This window comes from Vibrio sp. D173a, from assembly GCF_030248475.1.
In genome coordinates, this window is the sequence record NZ_JAHGAH010000170.1 from 1 (window position 1) to 7321 (window position 7321).

9 protein-coding genes are annotated in these 7321 nt (G+C 47.8%); all 9 read right to left on the minus strand.

Translation table 11 applies throughout. The features are described from left to right. The coding region (locus tag KIV40_RS17215) for a hypothetical protein (protein ID WP_285350415.1) at window positions 1–333 on the minus strand (333 nt) is incomplete at its 3' end. A gap of 9 nt (window positions 334–342) precedes the next feature. After that, the gene (locus KIV40_RS17220; protein WP_285350417.1) at window positions 343–801 is read right to left on the minus strand and encodes a biopolymer transporter ExbD; all 459 of its coding nucleotides are present in this window, start codon (window positions 799–801) and stop codon (window positions 343–345) included. Between the two features lie 2 nt (window positions 802–803). Beyond that, the gene (locus tag KIV40_RS17225; RefSeq protein ID WP_285350419.1) at window positions 804–1247 is read right to left on the minus strand and encodes a hypothetical protein; all 444 of its coding nucleotides are present in this window, start codon (window positions 1245–1247) and stop codon (window positions 804–806) included. Between the two features lies 1 nt (window position 1248). Further along, window positions 1249–1878 carry a MotA/TolQ/ExbB proton channel family protein gene (locus KIV40_RS17230; RefSeq protein WP_285350421.1) on the minus strand — a complete coding sequence of 210 codons (630 nt, stop codon included), beginning with the start codon at window positions 1876–1878 and terminating at the stop codon, window positions 1249–1251. Then, a complete protein-coding gene (locus KIV40_RS17235; RefSeq protein WP_285350423.1) occupies window positions 1871–2071 on the minus strand; it encodes a hypothetical protein in 201 nt (66 codons plus the stop codon). The genes KIV40_RS17230 and KIV40_RS17235 overlap by 8 nt, the downstream gene beginning before the upstream one ends. 44 nt (window positions 2072–2115) lie before the next feature. After that, window positions 2116–2409, minus strand: coding sequence for a hypothetical protein (locus tag KIV40_RS17240; RefSeq protein WP_285350425.1), 294 nt, complete (start codon window positions 2407–2409; stop codon window positions 2116–2118). Window positions 2410–2442: 33 nt separating this feature from the next. After that, window positions 2443–4617: a hypothetical protein gene (locus KIV40_RS17245; RefSeq protein WP_285350427.1), complete on the minus strand. Its 2175-nt coding sequence runs from the start codon at window positions 4615–4617 to the stop codon at window positions 2443–2445. Continuing rightward, window positions 4610–5233: a hypothetical protein gene (locus tag KIV40_RS17250; protein WP_285350429.1), complete on the minus strand. Its 624-nt coding sequence runs from the start codon at window positions 5231–5233 to the stop codon at window positions 4610–4612. Before KIV40_RS17250 ends, KIV40_RS17245 begins: the two co-directional genes overlap by 8 nt. Beyond that, window positions 5217–6539 (minus strand): hypothetical protein, encoded by a 1323-nt coding sequence (locus KIV40_RS17255; protein ID WP_285350431.1) that lies wholly within the window; start codon window positions 6537–6539, stop codon window positions 5217–5219. The genes KIV40_RS17250 and KIV40_RS17255 overlap by 17 nt, the downstream gene beginning before the upstream one ends. Between the last annotated feature and the right edge of the window lie 782 nt (window positions 6540–7321).

Below are 7321 nucleotides of genomic sequence, written 5' to 3' on the forward strand. Positions count from 1 at the left end.
TGGTTCTGGTTCTGGTTCTTTTGCCAGCATAAAAATGGCCTCATCCTTTGTGTCAATCTTTATGTCTGATAACTCTTCAGATCGAGTACGTGATGGCGATGTGCTCTTTACCAACGAGGATCTCTTCTCTTCTTTGCCAAGAGTTGAAGTGTCTTGGGAGACGACTGGAGCTAACATGAGCAACACAGCCTCCTTTTCCTCTTCCTGCACCAAAGGCTCAGGAACCGCAAAGTCTGCCAAGCGACTCCCAAACAGCATCAGACCGATTGAAAAACAGGTCATCAAAAGTAGTAAAAAGGCATTTTCCCGCTGCTCGCTATACAATAATTGCATCTATACCTCTTACTTTTGTGCAACCACAAGATAAACGTTTTTAAAACCAACACTTCGACCTAGCTCGATAAATTGGTTGACAAAAGAATAGGGCACCTCCGGCGGCGCTTCAATGGCCAATCGCTGACAAGGCAAGGTTTCACTCGCCTTTTGGCAATATTGCGTCATCGCTTCCGTGACGGCGGCAAGTCCATTGTCCACAGGTATTTCTTGCTCAGAAAAATACGCTACCGAACCACTGGCAAGCTCCAGCACCTGTATGTTACTTTCTTCATCAAGTAAGACGGCCTGCGTTGAGAGCGGCAAGTTGGAAACGTGCTGCCCCATAACCACCCCTTGCTCGTCGTGCACATTAAACAGCAGAAAAAAAACCAGCACAGTAAAGATGTCCATCAACGACACCAAATTCAAAACTGCGGCGCTCTTCTTTTGGCGATTCATCATCAATTGTTGAAACGGTACATTCATGGCTATTCCGACACCTCTACCCTTACCGAAATGGATGGAAAGACCTCGGAAAACGGAGAAAGTACATCGAACAGTCCCACTATTTCTTGGTAGCTATAAGACGATTCAAGTGACACCGTCAAAGGCGCCGAGGTTGACAATGCCTGTAAATGCATTCTTAACGCCGAAACCAAAACCTCTTTGTCGGCTACTTCATGCACAAACAACACCGACTCTCCGCGAGACAGCAATACATCACTGTCCGTCAATCTAAGCACATAAGGCGTCGCGGCCTCCTTCGCAAACACATCGTTTGCGCGAGAATAGAAATCGTATTGCGCCAGCAACGAAAACTTGGCGCTCACCAATAGGACCGGTATCAATACCACCATCAAACTCAAAAAGGGGGTAATGTTTAGCTCTGTACCATTCTCTGAAGCCTTTCGATTAAAAGGATTCGATTTCATATCAGTCTCGCTTCTGATAAAGCTTGTTTTGTACCGTAGCGCACCCAACTTGAAGGCTTTCTACTGCTTTGTTTGATGCATTATCGATAAAGACATACACCAACAGCAGCGGAATGGCGACCATCAAACCAAAAGCGGTCGTATTCATTGCTACCGATACCGACTCAGAAAGGAGCGTTGATTTTTCAGGGCCCGTTGCTTGCGCCACTGACGCAAAACTTTGAATCAAACCCATGATAGTACCAAGCAAACCCAATAACGTCGCCACGTTCGCTAACGTAGAAATAACTGTCGTACGACGACTTAAGCGTCGAACAGAATGAATAGCACTGATGCCCACCAACTCTTCAAACTCTTCCTTTGAAATCGAATTCACTTGATACGCTTCCAGCGCACTGCGAACCGTCTGAGCAAGAACTGAACGACTTTGTGTTAACTGAGATAGCGCCTCTTCTGGAGCCAAGAGCATGCCGTCAACAAATTGACGAGTATCTTGGGTAATTTGATAACGATAAATAAGCATCACGACGATACGCTCAATCACAATCGCAACGGCAATCAGCCCGACAATCGCAATTGGAAGCATAAAAACGCCACCACTTTTAAAAAAGGTCATCATCACTTCAGTCATTTTCTTCCCACTTGATTTTTTGATTCATAAATTCATACAGCATCTCATCCGACTGGTCTTCATCAACCAATGCCGGAGGTGACAATAAATATTGGCGAAGCACTTCATCTTGAGATTGAGCATCAACAAACGTCACGCCAGCATCGATGCCGGCATCATCCGAGTCCATGCCCTCTTGCGACCAGGCATTCATGCTTCCCATGACACAAATAAGTAATACGTTAGAGACTCGTCTCATCACAATACATCTCTCGCCCAGTCCGTCCAATATTGTGCCAATTCGGCATCCACCGTCTCAGAAAACGCAGTGCCTTCTAATAGCGTTTGATATTGCCCGCTTGCAATGAGCGCCTGCACATATCGCCGAACCAGCTCGTCGTTTGTCACTGGCTCCTCGCACGCCTGAAAAGCTCGCACATAGGCATAGGCTTGCGCCTCCAACTGAGAAAGTGACGCCACACAAGAAGGGGGGCTATCCTCCTGCAAGACTTGCTCTTTAGGTTGAGGTGGTTGCGCGCACCCCGTCAACATCAATCCCCCCCACACAATTAACCATGGTTTCATTTAGTTCTTCTCCATAAACAACACCGCATCAAGAACTCGCGTATCCATCACGCCCTCAACGCGCTGCTCAATAACTTGATGAACGTAATGCCTTGCTTTAGCCTCTCTCTGTTTCACCTGCTCATTCAATATCGGTTTTAATGCCTCTGGGGCCATCGCCACTTGTTGATTGAGAAATTGCCCCAACTGCCATTCAAGTTGCCCCAACAACCACAGCTGCGCACTCGCATTCGCCGCAGGCGCGGAAGTCAATGAGGTTTTTAATTGTTGGTACTGCGCCAACGCTTGTTCAATCGCCACCATCATATCGGCTTCTTCAATATGAAAAGCCAATGACGCTTCGAGCGCCTGAAGTTGCAGCATTTTTTTGACACCATCGTTTGAAACCTGGCGAAGGTGCTGCTGAGTCTCTTGCGACAAAGACGAAAAGACACTGTCTAGATAACGCACCACCTTGATTTCATCCATATCAAGCAAAGGCTCTGGCTGCGCTAAGCGCATCAAAAGAAACGCCACCGCTTTTTCTTCTTGGTCTTGCGACATAAACCAATACGCTAACGCCAATGCATTTTCCTTTGGCGCTTGCTCTAAGCGAGGAAGGAGCAATTCAAACTGCTCCTCTTGACGCAATCGTTCGTTAATTCGAGCGTTCATATCTTTTTGCTGCACATCGGTTAATGCCAACACAACACCAATCTCACCCAGCACATTCAAACGCTCAAAAGTCAATGGCTCAGCCTCCACCGCAAAGAGTGCCGCATCCAAACGCATGGCCGCATCGCCTTGTTGAGCCATGGCTATCATGGCCGCACTATGACCACGTTGCTTCATCGCCATGTAATCCACTTGATTTTGCTCTTGAGAAAGCGACGAGATTATGCTGTCAGACAGCGCAACTCGCCCCCACACCACCGATGAAAAGCATTGCTGTGCCAACTCAAAGTCATCGTGACTGACAAATTGATGCCCTTTTAGTGCCCTCACTTCCATTGGGACCGTATCATTACATTGCCCAATCAAACGGGCATAAGCATCCGCCATGGTAAGCGTGGCGTTATCGGCTTTAAGCGGAAGAGCAAAGAACCCTTCAAGCAACAGGATTTGAATCGATGAGGGCAAAGACGCGGAATATTCGCTCACAATCGTTTGACGCTCTTGCGTCAGCCCCGCCAATGCCACGACGTCTGAATAAAAAACGGGAGGGCGAGAGGCGCGGTAACGATAAATGCGATTCTCAAGATACGCTTGCCGCGTCGCTGTATCGACGTCACTCAGGCGTCGTTGTGCTTCTAGCCATTCATCAGACCATCGTGATTGTTGCGCTTGATTACGTTCATCGAAATAGTATTGCACCAACACATGACTGTAATCATTCACATCACTCTTTTCACCAACAACGCCCTCGCCCGCCACAGCGGCAACAAGGTAGGCTTCCATCAGTTGACGTTCATCACGAACTAAATCATGCTCTTTAGCAAAAGCCACTAACGTTTGACGATAAGCCTGTTGAGCAGAGGGCGCCGCTATGAACGACAAACGGCGAAGACGCTCGCCCAAAGATTTGGCATACAAACCGCTGCGCTCGTAAACGTTCGCCAACTGCAGAGCAAACGCATCATTACCCTGCTCGGGAAAGTGCAATGAATCACTCGCCACACCATGGTTAATCACCATATATTGAGCCACATTCAGCGCCGGCTCTTTATTGTGACGGTACTCTTCCGATGACAAGGCATTGAAGACTTCCACCGCTTGCGATGTGCGGTTTAACTGCAATAACCCAGCAACCCACAACAAACGATAAGAGGATTGCTCTGATGACGGTAAACGAGCAATGGCTGCCACCCCGCCCTCAACATCGCCATTGAGCATCCGCGTCTGAATGTCCATCTGATGCAATGTCGATTGATACGGCGCATAATCCGACTCAGAAAGCAAAAAGTTCACGTTATCTAAAAAGACTAACGACGAGTCCAGTGTCACTTTTTGATTCTGCTTAAGTAAAATATTCATCACTCGCTCTGGTGCGGTGCCATCACGGACATACTGCTGAAGCTCGTTTGAAACCGGCGCTTCTAAAGCCGCAATGTAATCGGTATATAATAAAGGCGCTCCTTGCCCCCCCCCACTTAGAAACCCACCCAGCATGACCGTGGTTAATATTGTCTTATTCACTGACCTGCTCTCTTTTGTAAATAAAGTAACGGAGGATGCGCTTTTCCATTTCGATATCACTTTTCAGTTGCTCTTTAAGCACAGAAGCAGCGTCATCCAGTTGACGACCCAGCAAGGCCACTTGTGACTTCAATTCAAATAACCTGTCATCATCCTGACGCTTCTCCAACAATTGCCTCTGCTTTTGATTGACCGCTTGCAAGGATTTTAAATAACTCAACTCCTTACGGTAATGGCGCAACTCACTGCGTGAAGGCAAAGTCGGGATGTCGCCCTTACCCGTCGCGTAATGATAAAGCTGCTCACGCACTTCGATGTTGACTTTCAATCGGCGGATGTAAGAATCAAGGTCGGAAACCGCCTGCCCCTGTGTTAACGCGCGATAGGCTGGCAACAACTCTGAAAACAAAAGCGTGTCACCATCATTTAACGCGTGATGGCCCGGCGCCGATACCTCATCAAGCACCACCTCATCAGATAACGACGCGGCACACGCTTCAAAACTTGCTGGGCACCACCCTGCAAAGACAGACCAATCCACCTCATCACTTGCAAAAGATGAAGCGCATAAAAAGAAGAAAGCGCCAACCCAAAGAGCACTAATACGCTTGCACATGCAAACTCTCTCCTAAAGCATGAGACCGAACCGACAGCAGGACATTGAATCCTTTTCCTTCCTCTGTCACCACAAGCTGAGTCGACTCAACCCGACGAATAGCGCCGCCCTCTTTCTCTTGCCCAATCAAAGCAAAGCGTAATACCTGCTTACCATCCGGCAATGGCGTTTTCAAGCGACCAGCTCGACCCGACAGTGGGATATGAAATTCACGTCCATCTTCCAGCGTTAAGACCAAAGAATGCCAATGAACCGCCGTCGCATCCGGCTGAATAAAGAATTGATTTTGTTCAGAGTACTCTGTATTCACGGCTTGTGAAATCTGCTCGGACAAAGCAAAGGTATTGTCGCGTAACGTCTGCATAGCCGGCGGCACATAACCATCATTGAGCAAGGTGGTCACCGGCGCCTGACGCGACCAATACGCACGAACGCCCAGCGTGAACGCATTCGGAGATAACGCGCCTTTATCGCCAACAAAGAAGCGATAACCACCAAACACATCCCAGTACTGACCCAGTCGATAACTAATCTCAACATCTGGAGTCAATGCCCAACCACGCTCATCTTCTCGAACTTGACAGCAACGCTCTTGATGAACACTCGCCACGCCCAAGCCGCTTTTTAAGGTGAGGTCATCCATGAGAAAATGCGTCCAGCGATAGGTGCCAGATAACGCCATCCAACTGAGGTGAGCTTCGTCATTTTGACGCTTCTCTGTGTCCGAGCGGGCGAAATTAAACTCCGCCCCCCAAGGCGATGACGGGAAGTTCACGCCAAACCCTGCTCCCCACAGCTCGGTATCTGCCCCGACGCCAAACAAACCCTGCGCGTAAAACTCAGAATCCATCACGAACTCGTTATACGCAGGGGAGAGCGCCAGCACATCCGCCGCACCATCAATCCCCAAACGATACCCCAAATAGAACTGATTTTGGCTGTGATAATCTTCGTCAAGATGATACCGGTACCCCGTCGTCAGCCAGGTAAAATCATTAACTCGATAACGAAACTGATAATCGCTTAACCAATGCTCTCCGAGCAGTGAACCAAACCCAATGGCAAACGCCCAGTGCTCATTTAACTGAAATGCCTTACTTAACTGCACTTCTGCATCCAGTTCGTACTTTTTTTTGGAAGCATTAAAGTTAGACAGCAAACCGCCCCCCACGTCACCCCAAGGTAGCGAGTAATGCGCCATGACCCCACTATTCAATTCCTCTCCTGAGTAAAGGCGAGGTTCAATATACCATGACGCTTGCGAGGACGAACTCAGCAAGAGCGCTATCGCCCATCGTTTATTCATTAACAACGCTCCTTAAAGCTGTAAATATTTATATTCATGGGAATGGACTAACCGTGTTCAAACTGGTTCTGAAACCATTTCCGCCAACCTACCACTTGCCGCTGAACTAATTCGAGCGGCTCCGCTTTACACTCAACTCAAGGCGATGCAATCCACGGTAAACAGCTACCATGGACGACTAAACCAAGCCAATCATTGCAAGTTGAAAGCCTTTACCATTGCCATTTTGGCGAACTCAAGCGTTATCTACTACCAAACAACGCGTACTATGAACATTTCACGATTAAAAAAGGACTTCATTTTAATAAGACGACTCCAGAAAAATTATGTTAACCTGAGACGCAGGACGCGTAGTTCTCGTTGCTCGGGTTGTTGCTGTTGAGGTTCAGATTGTTGTAGTTCGAACCATTGACCGTCGCCGACCAGTAATTGTTGTTGGCCAGCCAACCACGCGCGTTTGCATTTATTGTTTACCCGAAGTGTCGCCTTTCGACTTGCTTCCCTTGATAACCCAAAGGGTCATAAATACCGATAACATACTAGGGCCCGCTCGTTAATGCCGTAACGTTAACGTTCTCTGAGCGCGACTATTGCCGCTATGCACCCTGTTCTTTCTAAAGTCGTCTTATTAAAATGATGCCGCATGCTTCACTGCACTCAACAACCAAGCTAGTGAAGAGTCGGAGTCTTTGGTTTCAAGAGCTCTTTTTACTAAATGTTCGGGTAAAAATAATCGAATGTATCGTGTACAATTCGAGATTCCATCGTTCAAAACATCAACG

Excerpts from the sequence above, each read along its gene's own strand:
- KIV40_RS17240 (WP_285350425.1), bottom strand. The coding sequence starts at position 2,409 with ATGTTGACGGGGTGCGCGCAACCACCTCAACCTAAAGAGCAAGTCTTG.
- KIV40_RS17250 (WP_285350429.1), bottom strand. The coding sequence starts at position 5,233 with ATGTGCAAGCGTATTAGTGCTCTTTGGGTTGGCGCTTTCTTCTTTTTA.
- KIV40_RS17220 (WP_285350417.1), bottom strand. The coding sequence starts at position 801 with ATGAATGTACCGTTTCAACAATTGATGATGAATCGCCAAAAGAAGAGC.
- KIV40_RS17255 (WP_285350431.1), bottom strand. The coding sequence starts at position 6,539 with ATGAATAAACGATGGGCGATAGCGCTCTTGCTGAGTTCGTCCTCGCAA.
- KIV40_RS17230 (WP_285350421.1), bottom strand. The coding sequence starts at position 1,878 with ATGACTGAAGTGATGATGACCTTTTTTAAAAGTGGTGGCGTTTTTATG.
- KIV40_RS17235 (WP_285350423.1), bottom strand. The coding sequence starts at position 2,071 with ATGAATGCCTGGTCGCAAGAGGGCATGGACTCGGATGATGCCGGCATC.
- KIV40_RS17225 (WP_285350419.1), bottom strand. The coding sequence starts at position 1,247 with ATGAAATCGAATCCTTTTAATCGAAAGGCTTCAGAGAATGGTACAGAG.